Source organism: Serratia sp. SA088, assembly GCF_049065515.1.
GTDB classification, from domain to species: Bacteria; Pseudomonadota; Gammaproteobacteria; order Enterobacterales; family Enterobacteriaceae; genus Serratia; species Serratia nematodiphila.
This window is the reverse complement of record NZ_JBAKGW010000001.1, coordinates 681,100-703,733: the sequence shown is the minus strand read 5'-3', so window position 1 is coordinate 703,733 and position 22,634 is coordinate 681,100. Positions and strand designations below refer to the sequence as shown.

Sequence of the window (22,634 nt, the reverse complement as noted above, 5' to 3'; positions counted from 1 at the left end):
GCCGGCGTTTTTTTCGCCCCGCGTCTGCTAGCGCAGCGGATCGCCGCCGGTTTCACGCAACAGCGGCAGCGCGGCCAGCGAGATCAGCGTCGCCAACATCAGATAGCCGGCGGGCGCTAACAATGAACCGCTGAGCACGATCGACTGTGAAGCGATGTATTGGGCAAAGCCGCCGAAGATTGCGACGCCAAGGCTATAAACCAACGCAAACCCCAGCGCGCGCACGCGCTGCGGAAACAGCTCGGAAATCATCAACAGCGTAGGAACAGACCCCAACGTCGTTAGCCCAACCATCAGCGCCACCACACTCAGCAACACCGCCGGATGCGGCGCCACCGTCAACAGCCAGAAAACCGGCAACGCCAGCAGCAAAATGGCGATCCGCGCCCAGCGGATCAGCGGCAGACGGCCATAACGATCGCACCAATGCCCGACCAGCAGGCTGCCGACGAAGGTGATAATCCCGGCCAGCAGCATCGCCGCATACCCGTAGGTCTGCGCCATCCCCAGGTACTTAACCGCAAAGGTGCCCAGATAGTACATCGAGATATAGGTCGCGACGGTGGCGCCGATGGTCAACATCACGCCGAGCATCACCGCCCGGGAATGTTTGCGCAGCGGTACAGGCGCCTCATGGGTACGCTCCGCCGGCGGCCGGTCGCTTTCCAGCCCGAGACGCAGCCAGCAACCGAGCGGCGCCAGCGCCACGCCGATAAAGAAAGGAATGCGCCAGCCCCATTCAGCCATCGCGTTCGGTTCGCCCGAAAGCAGCGGCAGCGCGGCGCTCAACCCCAGCGCTGTCACACCGCCAATCACGCTGGCAATGCCCTGCGTCGCCAGTGACCAGCTGGAATAGAAGCCGCGCCGATTGGGCGGCGCCGACTCCACCAGCAACGACATCGACGCCCCCACCTCTCCGCCCGCCGCCACGCCCTGGATCAGGCGCGCCACCACCAGCGTGATGGTTCCCCAATAGCCGGCGCTGGCGTAGGTCGGCGCAAAACCGATCATCGCCGTACCCAGGCTCATCAGTGAAATCGTCAGGATCATCGCCGGTTTGCGTCCGCGGCGATCGGCATAAGCGCCGATCAAAATACCGCCCAGAGGCCGCATAATAAAACTGACGCCGAACGTGGCGAACGCCAGCAGCAACGCCAGATTAGGATCGCTCGACGGCGGAAAGAACAGCACACTAATATAAATGACGAAGAAGTTATAAATGCCGAAGTCGAAAAATTCCAGTGCATTACCGAAGGAGGCGGCAAATATCACTTTCTTGCCACCCGCCTTCGACGGCGCATTTATTTCTGATTGCGTCACCGCCGTATTTTCACTCATTATGACCTTCCCTGTTATTATTCTTTTAGTTTATTTTAAATAGGCTTCCACCAGCGCTCCCCAATAATGGCTGCCCGCCGCCAGGCATTCATCGTTAAAGTCATATCCCGGGTTATGCACCATACAGCTTCCTTCACCGTCGCCATTACCGATCAGCAGATAACAACCCTGCGGCTGCGCCTCGAGCATGAAGGTGAAATCTTCACTGCCCATCAGCGGCTTGGCGCCGTAGTGCGCGCGCGCGGCGCCGAACTGCTGCTGCGCCACCTGATGCGCGAAGCGCGTCATGGCCTCATCGTTAACCAATACCGGAGCGCCGTTGATGTGGTTCACGATTGCCGTGGCACCGAAGCTTTGCGCCTGCGCCTGAATCAGCGCAGGAATGCGCGTTAACAGCTCGGTTCGCCACTCGCGCCCCAGCGATCGCACGCTAAGCCGCATTTCCGCGCTGTCCGGGATAACATTGGCCGCCTCACCGGCCTTAATGCTGCCGACGGTGATCACCGCCGCCTCCAGCGGATCGGTATTACGCGAGACGATGCTTTGCAGCGCGACGACGATATGCGAGGCCACCAGCACCGGATCGACGGTCAGATGCGGCATAGCGCCGTGCCCACCGCAGCCTTGCACGGTAACGACGAATTGGTCCGTCGAAGCCATAAAGGCGCCGTGACGGAAGAAAAACTCGCCCACCGGCAGACCCGGCATGTTGTGCATGGCGAAGATGGCGTCACAGGGAAAGCGTTCGAATAACCCTTGCTCCACCATCAACGCGCCGCCGCCCAGCGTCTCTTCCGCCGGCTGAAAAATCAGATGCAGCGTGCCATTGAAGCGGCGGGTTTGCGCCAGGTAACGCGCAGCGCCGAGCAACATGGTGGTATGGCCGTCGTGGCCGCAACCGTGCATGCGGTTGGGCACGCTGCTGCTCCAGGATTTGCCGTTGTTTTCTTCGATCGGCAGCGCATCCATATCGGCGCGCAGCCCGACGCTTTTCACGCCGTCACCCACCCGCAGCGTACCGACGACGCCGGTGCCCGCCAATCCGCGGTGCACCTCATACCCCCACGAACTCAGATAATCCGCCACCAAATCGCTGGTACGAAACTCCTCGAAGCCAAGCTCCGGGTGCTGATGAATATCATGACGAATGGCCGTTAGCTGCGGTAAATACCCTTCAATAACTTTATTTATCATAATTAAATCCCTTTTCTTTCCCTATTATTTATTTAATGAATGAATAAACATGCGGATGAAAATAAAGGTATAACACGATGCGTGCCATTTTATTCCGGCACACCTCTACAGATGAAATAATAAGCCGACAAACGCCGCACCCAGATAAAAAACGGCGATGATTCGCTGCATGCGCAGTAAAAGTGCAGAATGAAAATCTGTTCGGAAATGCGTGGGCGGCAGCCTGCGCCAACGGCGTTTCATCGCCTTGTTTTTACACCAAAACCCCACCTGCTTCACATTTCTCATCCGACCTGCCGCGGTTCGGCGGCAAAACTTCTACTGTTAAAACGTCATCCCTAATAACAACGTCAATTTCTACCTCTGTACGCCAAGGAGTTGTTTCATGAAAAACATCAGGTCCGGACTTATCTGGCTGCTGGTGGCGTTGGTCGGCGCTTTCGCCTTCGCCATGCTGGCGCTCAGCCGCGGCGAACACGTCAACGCCGTCTGGCTGGTGGTCGCCGCCGTCGCCTGCTACAGCATCGCCTACCGCTTCTACAGCCGGTTCATCGCCGACAAGGTCTTTGAACTGGATGACCGCCGTCTTACCCCGGCCGAACGCCACAACGACGGCCTGGACTATGTGCCCACCAACAAATGGGTGCTGTTCGGCCACCACTTCGCCGCCATCGCTGGCGCCGGGCCGCTGGTGGGGCCGATCCTGGCCGCGCAGATGGGCTTCCTGCCGGGAACCATCTGGATCCTGGTCGGCGTTATGTTGGCCGGCGCGGTGCAGGATTTTCTGGTGCTGTTCATCTCCACCCGCCGCGACGGACGTTCGCTGGGGGAAATGGCCAAGCAAGAGCTGGGCGCGTTCGCCGGGGTGATCACCATGCTCGGCGCGCTGGGGGTGATGATCATCATCCTGTCGGCGCTGGCGCTGGTGGTGGTAAAAGCGTTGGCCGACAGCCCGTGGGGGCTGTTCACCATCGCCGCCACTATCCCGATCGCGCTGTTCATGGGCATCTACATGCGCTTTATCCGGCCGGGCAAGATCGCTGAAATTTCGGTGATCGGTTTCGTGCTGATGCTGCTGGCGATCGTTTACGGCGGTAACGTGGCGCAAGATCCCTATTGGGGGCCGTTCTTCACGCTGCACGGCACCACCCTGACCTGGGTGCTGGTGATCTACGGCTTCGTCGCCTCGGTGCTGCCGGTATGGCTGCTGCTGGCGCCGCGCGATTACCTTTCCACCTTTATGAAAATCGGCGTCATCATCGGCCTGGCCATCGGCATCGTCTTCGCCATGCCGGAGATGAAAATGCCGGCGGTCTCGCGCTTTATCGACGGCAGCGGCCCGGTGTTCGCAGGCGCCCTGTTCCCATTCCTGTTCATCACCATCGCTTGCGGCGCCATTTCCGGCTTCCACGCGCTGGTTTCCAGCGGCACCACGCCCAAACTGGTGGAGCGCGAAAGCCACATTCGCTTTATCGGTTACGGCGCCATGCTGATGGAGTCTTTCGTCGCCATCATGGCGCTGATCTGCGCCTCGGTGCTGGATCCGGGCGTTTACTTCGCCATGAACTCGCCGGCGGCGCTGATCGGCACCACGGTGGAAAATGCTTCGCAGGTCATTAACAGCTGGGGCTTTATCGTCACGCCGGAAACGCTGGCGCTGATCGCCAAAGAGGTGGGTGAGAATTCGATACTGTCGCGCGCCGGCGGTGCCCCGACCTTCGCCGTGGGCATGGCGCACATCATCAGCGAGGTGTTCAATAGCCGGGCGATGATGGCGTTCTGGTACCACTTCGCCATTCTGTTCGAAGCGCTGTTCATCCTGACCGCCGTCGACGCCGGCACCCGCGCCTGCCGCTTTATGGTGCAGGATCTGGTGGGCGTGGCGGTGCCGCAGCTGGCCAACAACCGCTCCTGGCTCGGCAACCTGGCGGGCACCACGGTGGCGGTGGCCGGTTGGGGCTTCTTCGTGTATCAGGGGGTGGTCGATCCGCTCGGCGGCATCAATACCCTGTGGCCGCTGTTCGGCATCGGCAACCAGATGCTGGCATCGATGGCGCTGATCCTCGGTACCGTGGTGCTGTTCAAGATGAAGAAGCAGCGTTACGCCTGGGTGACTATTCTGCCGACCGCCTGGCTGTTCGTGACCTCCATGACCGCCGGCTGGCAGAAGATCTTCCACGAAAAACCGAGCATCGGCTTCCTGGCGCAGGCGAAGAAGTTCTCCACCGGCATCGAGCAAGGCACGATCATTGCGCCGGCCAAGTCGTTAAAAGACATGGAGACCATCGTGTTCAGCAACCAAATCAACGCCGCGCTGTGCGGGTTCTTTATGCTGGTGGCGGTGACCATGCTGATCGCCGCTTTCTTCGCCATCCGCCGGGCGCTGCGTTCCGAACAACCGACGGCGCACGAGGTCAGCGCCGCACTGCGGGAGGAAACCAGCCGTGGCTGAGTCCCGGGGTTGAGATAGACGGCCGGCCTCTCGAGCAATGCGCTGCTCGAGGGGTTGGGTCGTTACCGCGCCGGTGGGCAATATTGCGTTTACGGCGGCATCCGCCTCCGCCTCACCGATCAACGGACTGCTGCAGCTGTTTTATTTCTTGCCTGCCTAGGCTATTTCTATTTTTTGCTTTCGCTCAGTTGCGTATGGCACGACTGGCACCCGGCCATGCCGTTCGCCTGACGCTAGACCACAACGTGCAGTAAAGACACGAGATAGGGGATAGGAGATTTTCAGCGACTACTCGGGAACATACATACCAGAAGCTTCGGTGCAATGGGCATTTACCGAAGTGCAAAGAAACTGAAGTATCACAAGGGTATCATTGCTGATCTTCCATTATCGTTATGTTATATTTCAGATTGTTTTAAAACGTAACATAAGGAAATGATTATGAAAAAGAGACATATGGCATGCTTGCTCTATATATTGATGGGAATTGCAGAATACGCAAACGCTAACTCAACAATTCAAGCACTCGCAAACTGCGATGCATCATTTTTTAAAGAAATACAGAATGATGGGAATTTAAAGTCGCTCATCCCTTCGTTAGATATATCCATGTTAAAAACCACCGGAAAATTATCGTTCCCGACCACATTTACATCCCCGGAAGGCATTGAGGTTAATAGTTTTATTGTTACTTATACCGACTTTGATAAATACAAAGAAATTAGCACATTTGATGTGAAAGGCCAATTCTACTATTGGGGGTTTGAGTCCCTTCAATCCTTTAATGAGATTGTGAAAATTCTATCCCAGAAAATCAACCTAGTTAAAATTGGAAATATTTACACCTACAACCCAATGATACGAAACACCGTTGATGGCCAATGGATGGCTAATAACTCAGCCGTTGACGGTGTAGCACCAGAAGAGAACTCAGCAGAAAAATTGTTTATAATAGAAGACAATAAAGAGAAAGGTGTTGTGAGTATCATGTGTACATTACAAGGGAAAATTACTGACAAAGACTTATATCTTACTGGGTTATTGAAAAAATGAAAAAATACAACCAATTGATCATCACACTCTTAGGTTTCGCACTCATATCAGGTTGTAGCAGCGAAAAATCAAAAGACACATCTCCACCACCAGGGTATACCAAATTATTCCAGGGAAGCGACTCGATTACCTACCTGAAGAAAAGTGCAATATTATAAATAATTTAAATAATTGTAATGACACTGCTTTAGTGACGAATTATGAGCCGATAAGGGCGAAAATCAATCGATTTTTCCCGAAAGAGAGGTCGTGCGGAAAATAAACAGTTCAGCGAAAATTAAGTGAAAGGAAAGCCGATAATGGATAATGAAAGGAGGATGGCGCGTAGCCGCCATCCTTTAGCGATAATAGTGTGAGCACCGAGGAATAGACGCAGGCCATCAGTTCAGCAGGCTGCTGCCGAACGCCCCCTGCCAATCCTGCTCGAACTTCTCGACCGCGGCCTGTACGGCCGGCGCATTCAGGAACTGCTCCGCCACGTCCACCGGCAGCGTGATGGCCTGACAGCCCGCGAGCAAGCACTCCAGCGCCTGGCGCGGCGTTTTGAAGCTGGCGGCCAGCACCTGCGCCGACGGCGCATGCAGGCTCAACAGCTGCTGCAGCTCGTGCACCATTTCGATGCCGTCGCCGCCCTGCGCGTCCACGCGGTTGACGTAAGGCGCCACATATTCCGCACCGGCCAATGCCGCCAACAGCCCTTGCCCGGCGCCGTATACCGCCGTGCCCAGCGTCGGGATGGACATCGTTTTGAGTTTCTTGATCGCCGCCAACCCTTCGGCGGTTGCCGGGATCTTGACCACCAACCCCGGTACCCGCTGGCTGAGCAGCGCCGCCTCCGCCACCATACGTTCCGCATCGGCCGCCATCACCTGCGCAAACAGCTTGCCGGTGCCGCCGAGGGCGTCGCGCAGCGCGGGCAGCACTTCCCAGATCGGCTTGCCTTCCTTCGCCACAATGCTCGGGTTGGTGGTGACGCCGTGCAGCGGCAGAATGCGCGCCAGGCGTTTTACCGCGGTCACATCGGCGGTATCGAGATAAAGCTCCATCACGGACTCCTGTGTCATGTTCTGTTGACGGATTCAAACTCTGATCATCATAGGGCAAAAAAAACGTCAACCTTTGATCAAAATCAATCCAACTTTCATTCGAAACACCTTTAATAGCGAAAGATTCAGCAACGCCAAACGGGTGACTCATGTTCTTCAATCTGCAGCGCTACTCGACCCATGACGGCCCCGGCATCCGCAGCGTGGTCTTTTTAAAAGGCTGCCCGCTGAGCTGCCGCTGGTGTCAGAACCCGGAAAGCCGTTCGCGCCACGCAGACCTGCTGTTTGACGAGCGCCTGTGCCTGAGCGGCTGCACGCTGTGCGCCGAGCGTTGTCCGCAAGGGCTGCAGCGCACCGACGGGCCGCTGACGCTGCAACGCGAGCTGATTAGCGCAGACGATTATGCCGCCCTGGCCGCCACCTGCCCGACCGGCGCACTCAGCCTGTGCGGCAGCCCGGTCACCCCCGACGATATCATGGCCGAGGTGATGCGGGATAAGCCTTTCTACCTGCGCAGCGGCGGCGGTTTAACGCTGTCCGGCGGCGAGCCCTTTATGCAGCCGGAGGTTGCGGCGGAACTGCTGCGGCGCGGCCGCGAGGCCGGTATCCACACCGCCGTCGAATCCTGCCTGCACGTTCCCTGGCGTTACATCGCCCCTTCGCTGCCGTGGCTGGATCTGCTGCTGGCCGATCTCAAGCACATCGACGAAGCGCGCTTCAGAGCCTGGACCGGCGGCTCCGCACGCCGGGTGATGAACAATTTCCGCCGGCTGGCGGCGCATGGCGTGCCAATGACCGTGCGCGTGCCGCTGATCCCCTATTTCAACGCCGATCGCCGCTCAGTCCGCGCGATCGTCGACTTCGCCGCCGACGAGATCGGCGTATCGGAGATCCACTTTCTGCCGTACCACACGCTGGGCATCAACAAGTACCACCTGCTCGGCGAGCCCTACCGCGCCGCCCACACGCCGCTGGACGCGCCCGATCTGCTGGCCTTCGCCGAAGCCTATGCCGGCGCCAAAGGCCTGACCGCCATTTTGCGAGGATAACGCCATGACCACGTTGGATTTGACCACCCTCAGCGCCCGCATTCAGGCGCACAAGAACGCGCTGATTCACATCGTCAAACCGCCGGTGTGCACCGAACGCGCGCAGCACTATACCGAAGCCTATCAACAGCATCAGGACAAGCCGCTGCCGGTGCGCCGCGCGCTGGCGCTGGCCAACCACCTGGCGAAACGCAGCATCTGGATCGCCAACGACGAGCTGATCGTCGGCAACCAGGCCAGCGAACTGCGCGCCGCGCCGATCTTCCCCGAATACACCGTCGGCTGGATAGAAAACGAAATAGACCAGTTGGCCGACCGGCCGGGCGCCGGTTTTTCGGTCAGCGAAGAGAACAAGGCGATTTTGCATCGCCTGTGCCCCTGGTGGCGCGGCCAAACGGTGCAGGATCGCTGCTACGGCATGTTCACCGACGAGCAAAAAGCGCTGCTGGCCACCGGCATCATCAAGGCCGAGGGCAACATGACCTCCGGTGATGCTCACCTGGCGGTCAACTTCCCGCTGTTGCTGGAGCTAGGTCTCGACGGCCTGCGTGAAAAAGTGAACGCGCGCCGCAACCGCCTGCGCCTGAGCGAGTGGGAAGATCTGCACAAAGCGCAGTTTCTCAACGCTATCGACATCGTGCTGGCGGCGCTGAGCGAACACATCCTGCGCTTCGCCCGCTTGGCGCGCGACATGGCGCAAAACGAACCGCGCACTGGCCGGCACACCGAGCTGCTGGCCATCGCGGATAACTGTGAACAGATCGCCCATCGCCCGCCGCAAACCTTCTGGCAGGCGCTGCAGCTGTGCTATTTCATCCAGCTGACGTTGCAGATCGAATCCAACGGCCATTCGGTTTCCTTTGGCCGCCTCGATCAATACCTCTATCCCTGGTATCGGCGTGACGTGGAGCTGGAGCAAAAGCTGGCGCGGGAAGACGCCATCGAGCTGTTGCACAGCTGCTGGCTGAAGCTGCTGGAGGTCAACAAGATCCGCTCCGGCTCGCATTCCAAGGCTTCCGCCGGCAGCCCGCTGTACCAGAACGTCACCATCGGCGGACAGAAGCTGCTCGACGGCCGGCCATGCGATGCGGTCAACCCGCTGTCCTACGCCATTCTCGAGTCCTGCGGCCGCCTGCGCTCCACCCAGCCCAACCTCAGCGTGCGTTACCACGCCGGGATGAGCGCCGATTTCCTCGACGCCTGCGTACAGGTGATCCGCTGCGGCTTCGGCATGCCGGCATTCAATAATGACGAAATCGTCATTCCCGAGTTCATCAAGTTGGGGGTCGAACCGCAAGACGCTTACGACTACGCCGCCATCGGCTGCATCGAGACCGCCGTCGGCGGAAAATGGGGCTATCGCTGCACCGGCATGAGCTTCATCAACTTCGCCCGCGTGCTGCTGGCGGCGCTGGAACAGGGCCGCGACGCGACCTCCGGGCAGATCTTCCTGCCACAGGAACAGGCGCTGTCCAAAGGAAACTTCGCCGATTTCGAGCAGGTCTTAACCGCCTGGGATAGGCAAATCCGCTACTACACGCGCAAGTCGATCGAGATCGAGTGCGTGGTGGACAGCGTGCTGGAAGAGAATGCCCACGATATCCTCTGTTCCGCGCTGGTGGATGACTGCATCGAACGCGGTAAAAGCATCAAGCAAGGCGGCGCCAAATACGATTGGGTTTCCGGCCTGCAGGTCGGCATCGCCAACCTGGGCAACAGCCTGGCGGCGGTGCGCAAACTGGTGTTCGACCAGGGGGCGATCGGCCAGCAGCAGTTGGCGACGGCGCTGGCCAAAGACTTCGCCGGGCTGGATGGCGAGCAGCTGCGCCAGCGGCTGCTTAACGCTGCGCCCAAATACGGCAACGACGTGGACGAGGTCGATCGGCTGCTGGTGCGCGCCTACCAAACCTATATCGAAGAACTGAAGCAGTATCGCAACACCCGCTTCGGCCGCGGGCCGATCGGCGGTGGTTACTACGCCGGCACCTCGTCGATCTCGGCCAACGTGCCCTTCGGCGCCGCCACTCTGGCCACGCCCGATGGTCGTAAGGCGCACGCGCCACTGGCGGAAGGCGCCAGTCCGGCGTCCGGCACCGACCACCTGGGGCCGACGGCGGTGTTCAATTCGCTCGCCAAGTTGCCGACCGAGGCGATCCTCGGTGGCGTGCTGCTCAACCAAAAGCTGAACCCGGCGACGCTGGACAACCCGCGCGATCGGGAAAAGCTGATGCTGATGTTGCGCACCTTCTTCGAGAGCTACCGCGGCTGGCATGTGCAGTACAACATCGTGTCGCGCGAAACGCTGCTGGCGGCGAAGCAACACCCTGACCAATATCGTGATTTAGTGGTTCGCGTAGCTGGCTATTCCGCCTTCTTTACCGCATTATCCCCTGAGGCGCAGGATGATATTATTGCGCGCACAGAACATACTCTTTAAACCTTTGACTCTTAGCGGCCGCGCCTTGGCGGCCGCATCATCAGGCCGATATGAATTTACGACAACAGACCATATTGCAGTTGGTTAACGATCGCCGGCGGATCAGCGTCAATGAGCTGGCGCGCGCCTCGGGCGTCTCGGAAGTCACCATCCGGCAGGATCTCAACCTGCTGGAAAAGCGCAGTTATCTGAAGCGGGTGCACGGTTCCGCCGTGGCGTTGGAGAGCGACGACGTCGACGCCCGCATGATGTCCAATTTCACCCTCAAGCAGCGGCTGGCGCAATACGCCGCCGCGCAGGTCAACGACGGCGAGACGATCTTTATCGAGAGCGGCAGCGCCAACGCCCTGCTGGCGCGCTACATTGCCGAACGCAAGCGCATTACGCTGATCACCGTCAGCCACTACATCGCCAACCTGCTGAAAGAAACCGACTGCGACGTGATTGTGCTGGGCGGCATGTACCAGAAGAAAAGCGAGACCGTGGTCGGCCCGCTGACGCGGCTGTGCATTCAGCAGGTGCATTTCAATAAGGCGTTTATCGGCATTGACGGCTTTCAGGCCGAAACCGGCTTTACCGGCCGCGACATGATGCGCGCCGATGTGGTCAGCGCGGTACTGGCCAAGGGCGTGGAGAATATCGTGCTGACGGACTCCAGCAAATTCGGCCAGATCCAGCCCAATCCGCTGGCGCAGCCGGGGCAAATCAGCCGGGTGATCACCGATTCACGTTTGGCGCTGGAGTATCAGCATCAGCTGAAACGCCAGGGCGTACAGGTGGAATTGGTCAACGAATAACGCAGACCACCGCCGCACCGCGCGGGCCACGCCGCGCGTCTTTCCCCTTGCACCGCAGGATTTTAAGACTATTTACCTGTTTATCCTTCCCGAGAAACCTATACTCAGTTTCGGCGACTTTTGGGCCGTAACCCGCTAATTATTCGGCCGTTAACAAAAAATGCCATTTTTTATATCGATACTGTGCGGGAATCAACAGCAGGCCTGATTTATGGTTAACGCCTATACTTATAGGGCACTTCCATATAGCCAATGCTAAGGAGAAGTCATTATGATGATTATCAATAAACGTTTCGCCACCGCCGCTCTGGCACTGACTCTGGCGTTTTCACTCAGTGCCTGTTCCAACATGTCCAAACGCGATCGCAACACCGCTATCGGCGCCGGCGCCGGTGCAGTCGGCGGCGCAGTGCTGACAGACGGCAGCGCGCTGGGTACGCTGGGTGGGGCTGCGGTAGGGGGCATTATCGGTCACCAGGTAGGTAAATAACCTGACCGAGAGCCCTCCGCCGACAGGCGGGCAAAAGCGCCTTGGCGCTTTGACGTATTAACCAATAACGATGATTTCAGGTCTGTTTTACGTTAAGTCTATGGTTCTTTTGCCGTTAACGGGCTAACCCCCGGCAGCAACAACCTCAAGCCATGCCACGGCATTGCACCGCGGCATGGCGATTCACCTCAACCGCCCGCCAGTTTGACCTTCATGCCTTTGGCTTCCAGCAGTTGCTTGAGCAGATCGCGTTTATCGCCCTGGATCTCGATGACCCCGTCTTTCACCGAACCGCCGCAGCCGCATTTCTTTTTCAGCTCGGCCGCCAGTTTATCGAGCGCAGCATCATCCAGATCAACGCCGGCGATCAGACATACGCCCTTCCCCTTGCGACCGCTGGTCTGGCGCTGGATGCGCACGATGCCGTCGCCCTTGGCGCGTTGCGGTTTAACCTCTTCCTGCTTGATGCGGCCGGTGTCCGTGGAATACACCAGGCGGCTGTTATCGTCACTCATCGGCGGTTCCTCAGGCCAAAGAGGCGCGGATCGCGCGCAGCGTCGCGGCCGGATCGGCAGATTGGGTGATCGGACGCCCGATCACCATATAGTCCACGCCGGCGCCCTGCGCCTGCACCGGCGTCATGATACGGCGCTGATCGCCCGCCGCGCTGCCTTCAGGGCGGATCCCCGGCGTAACCAGTTGGAAAGCCTGCCCGCAGGCCGCCTTCAGCCGCTGCGCTTCGTGTGCCGAACACACTACGCCGTCCAGCCCACAGTCGCGGGTCAGGCGCGCCAGGCGCTCGGCGTGTTCCGCCGGGCTGGCCTCGATGCCGATGCCGCGCAGGTCTTCCGCTTCCATGCTGGTGAGCACGGTTACGGCGATCAACAGCGGCGCATCCGTCCCGAATGACGCCAGCGCTTCTTTAGCGGCAGTCATCATGCGCGAGCCGCCGCTGGCGTGGACGTTAACCATCCAAACGCCCAGTTCGGCCGCCGCCGCTACCGCATGCGCAGTGGTATTGGGAATATCGTGGAATTTCAGGTCGAGAAACACGTCGAAACCGCGCCCATGCAGATCGCGCACCAGCTGCGGCCCAAACAGCGTGAACATTTCTTTGCCCACTTTCAGCCGGCAGTCTTGCGGATCGATACGGTCGGCGAACGCCAGCGCAGCGTTCTTATCGGCGTAATCTAACGCCACAACGATTGGAGATGATTTTAAGTCATTGTTATTAGCGTTATTTTCAGACTTCATTTCTTCTACCTTTTGTAAAATGGAGATAATCAGGGACTCACCCGCGAAACTGACCGCCGCATTCTACATGTCGGGGGCCCGAAATCCCAGCCGCAGCGCGCACCTACGCTCTGTCATGTTACCTCCCGCCTTTGTCATGGCGCGTCAATGAACGCCCGTCAGCAATAAACCACGCAGCGTAAAACGCCGTAAAGATGCGTAAATTGTTAATCAGATATTTTGAAAGACTTGCTCAGCATTATCAGATTTTCAATCGGCACGGATGCTTTATTATTCACCACATCGGAAGCGAACGGCTTCCTTCCTAAATAAACAGACTGGAGTCACCTATGAAAACCATCAAATATTTTGCAGCCGCAGCCGCTATCGCACTGACCTCTTTCGCCACCTTAGCCGCTGAACCGATCAGCAGCCAGCAGGCCGATAACCTGACCGCCACCGGCATCGTTTCCGCAGGTCACGCAACGACCCTCAGCAGCCTGGAGAAAAAGCTGGCCGCTAAAGCGGATGCCCAGGGCGCCAGCAGCTACCGCATCATCTCCGCCGGTGGTAACAACATGTTGAGCGGCACCGCGATCATCTACAAATAATGTTTCCGGTACAGGGCCCGAACGTTCGGGCCCTGCCTCTGTTTGCCGCCTGAAAAAAACGCATTTTCCCCGCCCCATTTGTTACATAAATATTAAATTTTTATTACACACTAGACACCCGATCGCCAGTGGCTTAGCTTGAAGGCATCTTCCTGCAGAAAGGCTTTCAAAATGAGCGAGATATCGACACTTACCATTAAAATTCCTCTGGAACTCAAGGAAAAAATCCGCGCCGCCGCCGCTGAAAACGAATTTTCGTTGAGCGTGGAAGTGTGCCAGCGCCTGGAAAGCAGTTTCAGCGCGCCCGCCACCAAAGCAGAAAAACCGGCCAAAAAGGCGGATGAGCTGCACCACGGCGAAATCGACAATCAAAGCACCGAAGAAGAAATTGAACAGCCGCTGAGCCAGAAAGAGCTGAAGAAACTCCGCCAGCTGTTAAAAACCGGCGCCAAAGGCGGCAAGAAAAAGTAAGTATGAACATAAAAAAACGGGGCGATAAATCGCCCCGTTTTATTTTGTCGCGCCGCCGCGTTATTGCCCGTCCAGACCGCGGATCGGTTTGACCGATGACCAGGCGCGGCACGACGGGCAATGCCAATAGAGCGAGTGCGCGGTGAAGCCACATTTGTGGCAGCGGTATCGCGGCTTGGTGCGAATTTGCTCGCCGACCATATCGCGCAACAGCAGCAGACTTTCTTTCGCACGGCCGTCTTCAGCGTCCGCCAGGTGATAATCCATCAGCCGATAAAACACCCGCATAGTGGGATGACGCTGCAGCTGACGGTTGATATAGATCTGCACCACGTCGCGCCCTTCGTGCTGCTCGATGATCTCGGCCAGCATCAGATCGGCAGTAGCGCCGGTGTTCTCTTCCACGCAGCGCTTAAGAAAATCGGCCCAGTTGTGCTGTTGTTCCGGCAGATGCGTGTAGCATTCCTGCAGCATCGGCAGCGTTTCGCTGACCAACTCTTTATCCTGGCTCAATACGCGTTGCAGCGACTCTGCCGCTTTGGCGTAGTCGTTTTGCGCCATGTAGATGCGCCCGAACATGATGGACACGCGCGCACACTGTTTATCGGCGGCGTCCGCCCGCTTGAGCAGGCTCATCGCCCGATCGAGATCGTCGCTGCCCATTGCCTGCAGCGCCAACTCACAGTAAAAGTGCGCGATCTCGACGCGTTGTTTCTCTTTGCCCAGCTTGACCAACTTTTCCGCCACGTCGATCGCTTTCTGCCAGTCGCTGGTCGCCTGATGGATCACCAGCAGTTGCTGCAGCGCCGAGACGCGAAAATCCGCTTCGTCAGTCAACTGGCTGAACATGTCTTCCGCGCGGTCGTACAGCCCGGCCGCCATATAGTCGCGGCCCAGCTGCTGCACCGCCAGCAGGCGCTGTTCGAAGGTCAGGGAGGCGCTTTCCATCAAGGCCTGATGGATGCGGATGGCGCGGTCGACTTCACCGCGCGAACGGAACAGGTTACCCAGCGTCAGGTGGGCCTCAACGGTGTTGCTGTCCTCTTTCAACATGTCGAGGAACAGATCGACCGCCTTGTCCTGCTGGTTGGAGAGCAGAAAGTTCACCCCTGCCACGTATTCGCGCGACAGGCGGTTGGCTTCTTGCTGTTTATCCTGCTGAGCGCTTCTGCGCCCCATGTACCAACCGTACGCGGCAGCCACGGGCAGCAACAGAAACAGCAGTTCTAACATAGAGGATTATTCCTTGCTGACAACAGGCTGAGCCGCCGGTTCAGCGGGCTGCTCAAGCTGCAGCTCCAGCCTTTTGATCTTGCGCTCGGCGCGACCCAGCGCAATACGCGTGCGCAGGTAGAACAGGCCGCAAATGATCCAGCCGAGAACGAAACCGGCACCAAACAGCGTGGCCAACAGGGTCGATACGCGATAGTCGCCCTGCGCAACCAGATAGTTAAAATTGACCACCTGATCGTTATGCGCACCCAAGGTGACGGAAATCACGAAGATCACCAGAACCAACAAAAAAATCAGCAAATATTTCACATTCTTTCCCGCGATGCCGAGTGAATCGGATGAACGATGCCAAAATGTGGCGTCCCTAACCCTTAAGTTAGCATTTCCCGCTGCGGCAGGGAAACCCTGCCGCACGATAAAACCACATATCTGCTGGCATATTCGGCAGTAAACGGTCTTAGCGAACAAATTGATGAGAAAGCTTCTCAAAACGTCGAATTTATAAGGATATGGGGGCAACCGGGCGAATTGCAATGGCGGGAAAATGTAAGCGGTTAATGCGGCACCGATCCGATGCCGCCTATTTTGTGACATGGTCACATAGCGATCATATCTCCGGCTTGCGCGCCGCGATTTCCTGCTGCTCTTGTGGCGGCGGCGTCAGCGGGCCGAACCAGCGCTGCGCCAGCCAGCAGGTGACCACCACCAGCAGCCAACTGATCAGCGTAGCCATCGCCAGATCGCGCGGCCAGTGCATGCCCAGAAGCAGACGGCTGCCCATCACCCCCGTTGCCCACACCATCAGCAGCGCAACGGTTTTATAATGGCGGCGCGGCCACAGCAGCCCTACGCCCAACAGCGCCCAGGTGGCGGCGAACATCGTATGCCCCGACGGGAAAGCGAAGCCGGTTTCAAACTGCCAGTGCTTGCGCAGCCAGTTCGGTACCAGCGTCTGGTCTTGCAGTTGCTCGCGCACCAGCGCGCTGCGCTCTTTGCGATGCAGCGAATAGAAATATTTTCCGTCCACGCCGTGGGTTTGCTCGAGCCATACCACAAACGGCCGCGGTTCTTGCACCCGATCCTTGATCAACGACTTGACCCCCTGCCCAATCACCAACGCGGCGGAAAGCAGGATCGCCAGACCGATGGCCGCCTTCAGCCGAAAGCGCAGGCACCACAAAAACCAACCGCAAAGGACAGCGCTGGTCATAATACCCCACGGCGAGGTTACGGTTTCGGTCACCCAGAACAGCGCTTTGAGCAGCCGATCATTGCCGCCGGGCTGCCAATGCCAGCCGGATGCCCATACGACCAGCGGCATCAACAGCAGCAGCAGCGCGCCGCCTGCCGTACGTTTTGCTATCTCATACATTCCCATTTTCCTCTGCGTGAATCAGGCTGCAGTGTAACAAGAGTGCAATATTGATAACACGCGAAAAATTAAACAGATAGGAAACCTATCGCAATAATAGGTGGCCAGAAAACGCCATCTGCTGGTTTGCTGAGCACCGCCCGGCAAGAAGTTGTGGCAAAATAGCCGATAATTAACGAAATAGAGATCGGCGTAGCACGTTTTAGTCTTGGTCAATTTACTGAACCGGACTTAGGATGCGCGACAATGATTGAATCGTAGGTTTTTGTGGAGAGTGACATGCAGCTGAAACGGGTGGCAGAGGCTAAACTGCCGACACCTTGGGGCGATTTCCTGATGGTAGGATTCGAAGAACTGGCGACCGGACATGACCATCTGGCACTGGTATTCGGTGATATTTCCGGCGAAGCGCCGGTGCTCGCACGCGTGCATTCCGAATGCCTGACCGGCGACGCGTTGTTCAGCCTGCGCTGCGACTGTGGTTTTCAACTGGAAGCCGCACTGGAGCAGATTGCGGAAGAAGGCCGCGGCATCCTGCTGTACCATCGCCAGGAGGGCCGCAATATCGGCCTGTTGAACAAGATCCGCGCCTACGCCCTGCAGGATAAGGGCGCAGACACCGTGGAAGCCAATCACCAGCTCGGCTTCGCCGCCGACGAGCGCGACTTCACCCTGTGTGCCGACATGTTCAAACTGCTGGGCGTCGACGCGGTGCGTTTGCTGACCAACAACCCGAAAAAGGTCGAGATCCTGACCGAAGCCGGTATCAACATCAGCGAACGCGTGCCGTTGATCGTCGGCCGCAACCCGAAGAACGAACGCTATCTGGCAACCAAGGCCGCCAAAATGGGCCATTTGCTCGACCAGAAGTGATCGCCACCGCCGCGGAAACAATCAGGGCGCCTTACGGCGCCCTTTTTATTGATTAATTACAGCATTTTCCTGATCACATAGTGCAGGATGCCGTCGTTTTCGTAGTAAGTCAGCTCATTGCCGGTATCGATGCGGCAACGGGTGTCGACCACTTCCTTGCGCCCGTCGGCATAGGTGATGTGCACCGGCACCGTCTGGCCCGGCTGCAGCTGTTGCAGGCCGCCAACGCTGATCTGCTCATCCCCGGTCAGCCCCAGCGTTTTACGCGTCACCCCTTGCGGGAACTCCAGCGGCAAAATCCCCATGCCGATCAGGTTAGAGCGGTGAATACGCTCGAAGGATTCGGCAATCACCACCCGCACGCCCAGCAGGCGCGGCCCCTTCGCCGCCCAGTCGCGGCTGGAGCCGGAACCGTACTCTTTACCGGCGATCACCGCCAGCGGCACCTTCTCCTGCTGATACTGCATGGCGGCGTCGTAGATAGACAGCTGCTGTTGCGAAGGAATATGGCGGGTATAGCCGCCTTCCACGCCCGGCACCATTTCGTTGCGGATGCGAATGTTGGCGAAGGTGCCCCGCATCATCACTTCGTGGTTGCCACGGCGTGAACCGTAGGAGTTGAAATCCTGCGGCGCTACGCCATGCTCGCTCAGGTAACGCCCCGCCGGGCTGTCGCGCTTGATGTTACCCGCCGGCGAGATGTGATCGGTGGTCACAGAGTCGGCCAGAATCGCCAGAATGCGCGCATCTTTGATGTCCTGCACCGGATCCGGCTTCACCTTCATGGTGCTGAAGAACGGCGGATGGCGGATATAGGTAGAATCCTCCTGCCACTGATAGGTCGCCGAACCGGTCACCTGGATCGCCTGCCAGTTGGCATCGCCGTCGAACACTTCGCCGTACTCCTTGTGGAACATCTCGGTGCGCACTTCTTCCACCGCCTGAGCGATGTCCCGGCTGCTCGGCCAGATGTCCTTCAGGTAGACCGGCTGGCCATCGTTGCCCTCGCCCAGCGGCTCTTTGGTCAGATCGATCTTCATGCTGCCCGCCAGCGCATAAGCCACCACCAGCGGCGGCGAGGCCAGCCAGTTGGTTTTCACCAGCGGGTGGATGCGCCCTTCGAAGTTACGGTTGCCCGACAGCACCGCGCCCACGGTCAGATCGCCCTCTTTGATCGCCTGCTCGATCGGATCCGGCAGCGGGCCGGAGTTACCGATGCAGGTGGTACAGCCATACCCCACCAGGTTGAACCCCAACTCTTCCAGATAAGCGGTGAGTTTGGCGCTGTCGAAGTAGTCGGTCACCACTTTGGAACCCGGCGCCAGCGAGGTTTTTACCCAGGGTTTGCTGCGCAGCCCTTTCTTGACGGCGTTTTTCGCCAGCAGGCCGGCCGCCATCATCACGCTCGGGTTGGAGGTGTTGGTGCAGGAGGTGATCGCCGCGATCACCACTGCGCCGTCGCGCAGTTCGTGCTGCTGCCCGTCCAGCGTAAAGGTTTTGCTGTCTGTTTTGGCCTTGTGACCGCCGATATCCAGCTCGGTAGCAGCCTTGAACGCCTGCGGCACATTCGGCAGCGCCACGCGATCCTGCGGGCGTTTCGGCCCGGCGAGGCTCGCCTCCACCGTCGACATATCCAGCGCCAGCGAGCTGGTGAATACCGGCTCATCCCCCGGGTTGCGCCACATGCCCTGCGCCTTGGCGTAGGCTTCCACCAGCGCGATTTGTTCGGCGCTGCGGCCGCTGAGTTTCATGTAGCCGAGCGTGACATCGTCTACCGGGAAGAAGCCGCAGGTAGCGCCGAACTCCGGCGACATGTTGGCGATGGTCGCCCGATCGGCCAGCGGCAGATCGGCCAGGCCGTCGCCGTAAAACTCGACGAACTTGCCGACCACGCCGTGTTTGCGCAGCATTTGGGTGACGGTCAGCACCAGATCGGTGGCGGTAATGCCCTCGCGGAGCTTGCCGGTCAGCTTGAAGCCGACCACGTCCGGGATCAGCATCGACACCGGCTGGCCCAGCATCGCCGCTTCCGCTTCGATACCGCCGACGCCCCAGCCGAGAATGCCCAGGCCGTTGATCATGGTGGTGTGAGAATCGGTGCCCACCAGCGTATCCGGATAGGCCACGCGGCGGCCGCTTTCGTCGCTGTGCCACACCGTTTGGCCAAGGTATTCGAGGTTAACCTGGTGACAAATGCCGGTGCCCGGCGGCACCACGCGGAAGCGGTTGAAGGCCTTCTGCCCCCAGCGCAGAAAGGTGTAGCGCTCGTGGTTGCGCTGCATTTCGATGCGCACGTTGTCTTCAAAGGCATTATCGTCGCCAAATTCATCGACGGTGACCGAGTGGTCAATCACCAGATCCACCGGCGACAGCGGGTTCACCTGGTCGACATTGCCGCCCAGTCGCCGTACCGCTTCGCGCATCGCCGCCAGATCCACCACCGCCGGCACGCCGGTAAAGTCCTGCATCAGCACGCGCGCCGGACGGTAGGCGATCTCACGGTCAGCATGGCCGGTTTGCAACCAGGCGACGATGGCCTTGAGGTCGTCAACCTGCACGGTATCGCCATCCACATGGCGCAGCAGGTTCTCCAACAGCACTTTCATTGATTTCGGCAACCGGTCGATATCACCCAGCTGCTTCGCCGCCAGCGGCAGACTGTAGTAGTAATATTCGCTATTCAGCGCAACCAGCTTATCCAGACTTGTTTCACGAAGATCGGGCGACATAGCTCCTCCATTTCTTATTGTGACTAAAACAGGGTAATCAGTGAGGTCTTGTTTAAAGATACCACAAAGATAAGTTAACGTTTTGATAACAACACGATTTGATCACAACGATAGGCGGGAACAATCACAGAGGTTAATGTGAAGAGTGTCAGCGAGTTACCTTAACCGCCGCTCCGTGCCTGAAACGCCAACGCCGCATGAAACGGTTTCATCGAGCATGCGCGATAATTTCAATCGGCATTTCCCGATACATCAGCGATATTGAACATTCTGACAATAAAGCACGCGCATGGAGCACATTTTGAATATCACCATCGATCCAACTTTCCAAAATCTAATGGTAGCGGCAACATCACTCATACCGTTGATTTTGTTTATCATTATTATCTATCGCACGCGTTCGGGGTATATTCTGCTCAAATTCTTGTGGGATAAAGTACTGCGCGGTAAGGGCAGCCAGTATGAGAGCATCAAAACATTCGACAGTGAACAGTATGAGGTGCATCGCTTTATTTACCATTACGGCATCAAGGTAAGAAACCTCACGGAAATTGAGGCAACGCTGCATTGGATGAAGAACAAAGACGTCGCAATGTATGAGTTGCGGCGCATAAAGGACAGATTTACCCCTAAAGATCAGAAAATTAGGCTGGCAAGCGCCATGGAGTTTGCCTACCTTGCCGTATCTATCGTGCTTTTGTACTTCATTACCATTGCCGCAACGAAACTGACAATCACCAATGAAGCCTGGTATGAGTTCAAACAGACCACGCACAGTTTTCTGTTGGGCAAAGACTATGCGAAAAACTCAGATCTGTTTATTCCGTTCACATCAGACAAAAAATGGGAACTGACACGAGAGCAATGCGGCACCCGCGATGCTTTTCACCGCGCCGGCGAGGTAGGTCTATTGGAAAGTGAAGTACAATCAATCTGTTATCGACTCACCACCGGTGATGACAGTGAACGGCGCGCCGATGTCAAAGTACAAAAGAGAATAGGATGGACACTTTTGGCATCAAGCCTTTATCTGCTTTACCTGGCTGTTATAGCGATCGTCGCCGCCAAACGGGCCAAAGCGTTGGATAAGCGCATCAATCAACACGTTAACGCTTTACCTCAGTCTCAACCTCCGACGAATAACCAAGATGTGTCGTAAGCGGCAGCAAACAAAACAGGAGGGACAACCCCTCCTGTTTTGACGCACGCTCTGCCAACCTGAACCTATTTAATCGGCAGCTTGATGTCCTTGAACATCGCCTCGATCTCTTCGTTGGAGCGCAGCGCCACCGCGCTGTCGACCACGTCGCGCGTCAGGTGCGGCGCGAAGCGCTGAATGAAATCGTACATGTAGCTGCGCAGGAAAGTGCTGCGGCGGAAGCCGATTTTGGTGGTGCTGTAGGTGAAGATGTCGCGCGCATCCACCGTCACCAGATCCGGATCCTGCACCGGATCCACCGCCATGCTGGCGATCACCCCCACCCCCAATCCCAGACGCACATAGGTTTTGATGACGTCAGCGTCAGTGGCGGTGAAGACGATGCGCGGCGTCAGGCCGGCGCGGTTGAAGGCGGTGTCCAGCTCCGAGCGGCCGGTAAAGCCGAAGGTGTAAGTGACGATGGGGTAAGCCGCCAGCTCTTCAATGCTGATGCTGCTTTTGCCCGCCAAAGGATGATCGGGCTTCACCACCACCGCACGGTTCCAGTGGTAGCACGGCAACATGATGAGATCGTCGTACAGGTGCAGCGCCTCGGTGGCGATGGCAAAATCGGCGGTGCCCTTGGAGACCGCTTCGGCGATCTGCGTCGGCGAGCCCTGATGCATGTGCAGCGAGACGCGCGGATAACGCTCGATAAAGCCCTTGATCACGTTTGGCAAGGCGTAGCGAGCCTGCGTATGCGTGGTGGCGACGTACAGCGAGCCTTTGTCCGGGTAGGTGTGTTCACCGGCAACGGCTTTGATGGCGTCTACTTTGGACAACACTTCACGCGCGATGCGAATGATTTCCTGGCCGGCGGGGGTGACCTGGGTCAGGTGCTTGCCGCTGCGGGCGAAAATCTGGATGCCCAGCTCATCTTCGAGCATGCGCACCTGTTTGCTGATGCCAGGTTGAGAGGTATAGAGCCCTTCTGCCGTCGAGGAGACATTCAGGTTGTGGTTAACCACTTCCACAATGTAACGAAGCTGCTGCAATTTCATATCTTATACCATCCTAGGTTAAACACTGCGGCTTACCCGCAGCCAGGTATATCGGTG

Annotated in this window: 20 protein-coding genes; 10 read left to right on the top strand and 10 right to left on the bottom strand. The window is 57.9% G+C overall.

All coding sequences use genetic code 11. The features are described 5' to 3' along the window. Window positions 1-27 precede the first annotated feature (27 nt). Together ACOWVD_RS03485 and ACOWVD_RS03480 are read right to left on the bottom strand one after the other, a co-directional pair. A complete protein-coding gene (locus ACOWVD_RS03485; protein WP_197763510.1) occupies window positions 28-1,338 on the bottom strand; it encodes an MFS transporter in 1,311 nt (436 codons plus the stop codon). 30 nt (window positions 1,339-1,368) lie between these two features. Beyond that, entirely contained in the window at window positions 1,369-2,532 is a 1,164-nt protein-coding gene (locus tag ACOWVD_RS03480) for a M20 aminoacylase family protein (RefSeq protein WP_421105450.1), read from the bottom strand. Between the two features lie 385 nt (window positions 2,533-2,917). Between ACOWVD_RS03480 and ACOWVD_RS03475 the strand changes: the two genes are divergently transcribed. After that, window positions 2,918-4,984, top strand: coding sequence for a carbon starvation CstA family protein (locus ACOWVD_RS03475; protein ID WP_197799626.1), 2,067 nt, complete (start codon window positions 2,918-2,920; stop codon window positions 4,982-4,984). Between the two features lie 441 nt (window positions 4,985-5,425). Then, complete coding sequence (locus ACOWVD_RS03470; RefSeq protein ID WP_043147540.1) at window positions 5,426-6,037, top strand: hypothetical protein; 612 nt, start codon at window positions 5,426-5,428, stop codon at window positions 6,035-6,037. A gap of 380 nt (window positions 6,038-6,417) precedes the next feature. On the opposite strand, the gene fsa is transcribed toward ACOWVD_RS03470, so the two are convergent. After that, window positions 6,418-7,083: a fructose-6-phosphate aldolase gene (fsa, locus tag ACOWVD_RS03465; protein ID WP_049242933.1), complete on the bottom strand. Its 666-nt coding sequence runs from the start codon at window positions 7,081-7,083 to the stop codon at window positions 6,418-6,420. 149 nt (window positions 7,084-7,232) lie between these two features. Between fsa and ACOWVD_RS03460 the strand changes: the two genes are divergently transcribed. The 4 genes from ACOWVD_RS03460 to osmB all read left to right on the top strand — a co-directional run bounded on the left by ACOWVD_RS03460 (window position 7,233) and on the right by osmB (window position 11,856). Then, window positions 7,233-8,132 carry a glycyl-radical enzyme activating protein gene (locus tag ACOWVD_RS03460; protein WP_406887289.1) on the top strand — a complete coding sequence of 300 codons (900 nt, stop codon included), beginning with the start codon at window positions 7,233-7,235 and terminating at the stop codon, window positions 8,130-8,132. Window positions 8,133-8,136: 4 nt separating this feature from the next. Beyond that, window positions 8,137-10,569, top strand: coding sequence for a formate C-acetyltransferase/glycerol dehydratase family glycyl radical enzyme (locus ACOWVD_RS03455; protein WP_273890363.1), 2,433 nt, complete (start codon window positions 8,137-8,139; stop codon window positions 10,567-10,569). Window positions 10,570-10,619: 50 nt separating this feature from the next. Then, window positions 10,620-11,366 carry a DNA-binding transcriptional regulator YciT gene (locus ACOWVD_RS03450; RefSeq protein WP_004930631.1) on the top strand — a complete coding sequence of 249 codons (747 nt, stop codon included), beginning with the start codon at window positions 10,620-10,622 and terminating at the stop codon, window positions 11,364-11,366. A 271-nt stretch (window positions 11,367-11,637) separates the two neighbouring features. Continuing rightward, a complete protein-coding gene (gene osmB / locus ACOWVD_RS03445) occupies window positions 11,638-11,856 on the top strand; it encodes an osmotically-inducible lipoprotein OsmB (RefSeq protein ID WP_004945176.1) in 219 nt (72 codons plus the stop codon). Between the two features lie 188 nt (window positions 11,857-12,044). On the opposite strand, the gene yciH is transcribed toward osmB, so the two are convergent. Together yciH and pyrF are read right to left on the bottom strand one after the other, a co-directional pair. Further along, window positions 12,045-12,371 (bottom strand): stress response translation initiation inhibitor YciH, encoded by a 327-nt coding sequence (gene yciH / locus ACOWVD_RS03440; RefSeq protein ID WP_049242939.1) that lies wholly within the window; start codon window positions 12,369-12,371, stop codon window positions 12,045-12,047. 10 nt (window positions 12,372-12,381) lie between these two features. Then, complete coding sequence (gene pyrF, locus ACOWVD_RS03435) at window positions 12,382-13,110, bottom strand: orotidine-5'-phosphate decarboxylase (protein ID WP_049242941.1); 729 nt, start codon at window positions 13,108-13,110, stop codon at window positions 12,382-12,384. A 329-nt stretch (window positions 13,111-13,439) separates the two neighbouring features. On the opposite strand from pyrF, the gene bhsA reads away from it, so the two are divergent. Both bhsA and ACOWVD_RS03425 read left to right on the top strand, forming a co-directional pair. Beyond that, window positions 13,440-13,700 carry a multiple stress resistance protein BhsA gene (bhsA, locus tag ACOWVD_RS03430; RefSeq protein ID WP_049242944.1) on the top strand — a complete coding sequence of 87 codons (261 nt, stop codon included), beginning with the start codon at window positions 13,440-13,442 and terminating at the stop codon, window positions 13,698-13,700. A 171-nt stretch (window positions 13,701-13,871) separates the two neighbouring features. Further along, a complete protein-coding gene (locus tag ACOWVD_RS03425; RefSeq protein WP_015378033.1) occupies window positions 13,872-14,171 on the top strand; it encodes an Arc family DNA-binding protein in 300 nt (99 codons plus the stop codon). Between the two features lie 60 nt (window positions 14,172-14,231). Here ACOWVD_RS03425 and lapB read toward each other — a convergent pair whose 3' ends face one another. The 3 genes from lapB to pgpB all read right to left on the bottom strand — a co-directional run bounded on the left by lapB (window position 14,232) and on the right by pgpB (window position 16,776). Then, window positions 14,232-15,404, bottom strand: a complete 1,173-nt coding sequence (lapB, locus tag ACOWVD_RS03420) for a lipopolysaccharide assembly protein LapB (protein ID WP_164094893.1) — start codon at window positions 15,402-15,404, stop codon at window positions 14,232-14,234. Between the two features lie 6 nt (window positions 15,405-15,410). Then, on the bottom strand, window positions 15,411-15,713 hold the full coding sequence (locus ACOWVD_RS03415) for a LapA family protein (protein ID WP_004930650.1): 303 nt from the start codon (window positions 15,711-15,713) through the stop codon (window positions 15,411-15,413). Window positions 15,714-16,011: 298 nt separating this feature from the next. Beyond that, a complete protein-coding gene (gene pgpB, locus ACOWVD_RS03410; protein ID WP_197799633.1) occupies window positions 16,012-16,776 on the bottom strand; it encodes a phosphatidylglycerophosphatase B in 765 nt (254 codons plus the stop codon). A 279-nt stretch (window positions 16,777-17,055) separates the two neighbouring features. On the opposite strand from pgpB, the gene ribA reads away from it, so the two are divergent. After that, window positions 17,056-17,649: a GTP cyclohydrolase II gene (gene ribA / locus ACOWVD_RS03405; RefSeq protein WP_004930678.1), complete on the top strand. Its 594-nt coding sequence runs from the start codon at window positions 17,056-17,058 to the stop codon at window positions 17,647-17,649. Window positions 17,650-17,705: 56 nt separating this feature from the next. Here ribA and acnA read toward each other — a convergent pair whose 3' ends face one another. Then, window positions 17,706-20,378, bottom strand: a complete 2,673-nt coding sequence (gene acnA, locus ACOWVD_RS03400) for an aconitate hydratase AcnA (protein WP_197799635.1) — start codon at window positions 20,376-20,378, stop codon at window positions 17,706-17,708. A 301-nt stretch (window positions 20,379-20,679) separates the two neighbouring features. Here acnA and ACOWVD_RS03395 point away from each other — a divergent pair, with 301 nt between their 5' ends. Continuing rightward, window positions 20,680-21,537 carry a DUF6216 family protein gene (locus ACOWVD_RS03395; protein WP_164094891.1) on the top strand — a complete coding sequence of 286 codons (858 nt, stop codon included), beginning with the start codon at window positions 20,680-20,682 and terminating at the stop codon, window positions 21,535-21,537. 65 nt (window positions 21,538-21,602) lie between these two features. On the opposite strand, the gene cysB is transcribed toward ACOWVD_RS03395, so the two are convergent. Beyond that, the gene (gene cysB, locus ACOWVD_RS03390) at window positions 21,603-22,577 is read right to left on the bottom strand and encodes an HTH-type transcriptional regulator CysB (RefSeq protein WP_004930690.1); all 975 of its coding nucleotides are present in this window, start codon (window positions 22,575-22,577) and stop codon (window positions 21,603-21,605) included. Window positions 22,578-22,634 lie beyond the last annotated feature (57 nt).

Coding starts and splice junctions, on each gene's coding strand:
- ACOWVD_RS03485 (WP_197763510.1), bottom strand. CDS start 1,338: ATGAGTGAAAATACGGCGGTGACGCAATCAGAAATAAATGCGCCGTCG.
- ACOWVD_RS03480 (WP_421105450.1), bottom strand. CDS start 2,532: ATGATAAATAAAGTTATTGAAGGGTATTTACCGCAGCTAACGGCCATT.
- ACOWVD_RS03475 (WP_197799626.1), top strand. CDS start 2,918: ATGAAAAACATCAGGTCCGGACTTATCTGGCTGCTGGTGGCGTTGGTC.
- ACOWVD_RS03470 (WP_043147540.1), top strand. CDS start 5,426: ATGAAAAAGAGACATATGGCATGCTTGCTCTATATATTGATGGGAATT.
- fsa (WP_049242933.1), bottom strand. CDS start 7,083: ATGGAGCTTTATCTCGATACCGCCGATGTGACCGCGGTAAAACGCCTG.
- ACOWVD_RS03460 (WP_406887289.1), top strand. CDS start 7,233: ATGTTCTTCAATCTGCAGCGCTACTCGACCCATGACGGCCCCGGCATC.
- ACOWVD_RS03455 (WP_273890363.1), top strand. CDS start 8,137: ATGACCACGTTGGATTTGACCACCCTCAGCGCCCGCATTCAGGCGCAC.
- ACOWVD_RS03450 (WP_004930631.1), top strand. CDS start 10,620: ATGAATTTACGACAACAGACCATATTGCAGTTGGTTAACGATCGCCGG.
- osmB (WP_004945176.1), top strand. CDS start 11,638: ATGATGATTATCAATAAACGTTTCGCCACCGCCGCTCTGGCACTGACT.
- yciH (WP_049242939.1), bottom strand. CDS start 12,371: ATGAGTGACGATAACAGCCGCCTGGTGTATTCCACGGACACCGGCCGC.
- pyrF (WP_049242941.1), bottom strand. CDS start 13,110: ATGAAGTCTGAAAATAACGCTAATAACAATGACTTAAAATCATCTCCA.
- bhsA (WP_049242944.1), top strand. CDS start 13,440: ATGAAAACCATCAAATATTTTGCAGCCGCAGCCGCTATCGCACTGACC.
- ACOWVD_RS03425 (WP_015378033.1), top strand. CDS start 13,872: ATGAGCGAGATATCGACACTTACCATTAAAATTCCTCTGGAACTCAAG.
- lapB (WP_164094893.1), bottom strand. CDS start 15,404: ATGTTAGAACTGCTGTTTCTGTTGCTGCCCGTGGCTGCCGCGTACGGT.
- pgpB (WP_197799633.1), bottom strand. CDS start 16,776: ATGTATGAGATAGCAAAACGTACGGCAGGCGGCGCGCTGCTGCTGCTG.
- ribA (WP_004930678.1), top strand. CDS start 17,056: ATGCAGCTGAAACGGGTGGCAGAGGCTAAACTGCCGACACCTTGGGGC.
- acnA (WP_197799635.1), bottom strand. CDS start 20,378: ATGTCGCCCGATCTTCGTGAAACAAGTCTGGATAAGCTGGTTGCGCTG.
- cysB (WP_004930690.1), bottom strand. CDS start 22,577: ATGAAATTGCAGCAGCTTCGTTACATTGTGGAAGTGGTTAACCACAAC.